The organism is Thiolapillus sp., from assembly GCF_048562965.1.
Taxonomy (GTDB): domain Bacteria; phylum Pseudomonadota; class Gammaproteobacteria; order Chromatiales; family Chromatiaceae; genus Thiolapillus; species Thiolapillus brandeum_A.
This window is the reverse complement of the sequence record NZ_JBHNMF010001186.1, coordinates 1-802: the sequence shown is the minus strand read 5'-3', so window position 1 is coordinate 802 and position 802 is coordinate 1. Positions and strand designations below refer to the sequence as shown.

Annotated in this window: 1 protein-coding gene; it reads left to right on the top strand. The window is 48.6% G+C overall.

The window, feature by feature from the left end; all coding sequences use genetic code 11:
- Positions 1-107 precede the first annotated feature (107 nt).
- Positions 108-802, top strand: a 695-nt coding sequence (locus ACOCD2_RS23195; RefSeq protein ID WP_419626231.1) for a hypothetical protein, incomplete at its 3' end; no start/stop codon positions are given.

The window sequence follows — 802 nt, the reverse complement described above, 5'->3', positions numbered from 1 at the left end:
GACATGCTGCTGCTGCTGTTGCTGCTGCTGCTGCTGCTGGTGGTGGTGGTCGTGGTCGTGGTGGTGATGGAGATAGTGTTGACTCACTGGCTGACTTTCCTTACAACTTGCGTGACAGAAAACCTGCAGACCAGAGCCAGAAATCAGGATTAGGCAAAATGCGTCTGGTTCATGTGGACAAAAACTGTGACATGTGGAACTTTGCTATAGAAGAACATTTAAAGCTAGACAACTGCTCCCGGCCCAAGTTTCAGCCTGCCAAAGAAGAAAAGAGAGGAGTTGTTGTGGCACAGTCATTGCGGTGTGTGAATTGCAGCTTTGTTACGCCGCTCTTTAAACTCTATGAGGAGATACGCAAACCAGGACGAGGACGAAGTGCTGCTGTTCAAAACCTAGAGTTGAATGCCGCTGTCACCTCCACATCCATAGGATTCAAAAAGCTGCGGTTTCTGCTTGCTGCCCTTGACTTGTCTCCACCCTCTGAAAGTGGAATGCACCAAATGAGCCAGACAGTCTGTGACAAAATTGCCCAGCTGAGCTCTGACGACATGAATCAAAAACTGCTGCAGGCAAGTGGACTGGAGAAAAACATTCACATTTCTGTGGACACCCGGTATAACACCTCTGGAATAAGGAACTCCAGAAGAACTGGACTGCCAACTGCAACACAGTCAACAACAGTAGCCATGGAAAAGCAAACCGGCAAGAACTACATTGTGTCAGCATTCACACAAAACAAACTGTGCCCCAAAGGAGCGCTCTTGAGAAGCAAAGGAGATCAAACTGCCACCTGTCCTGGTGG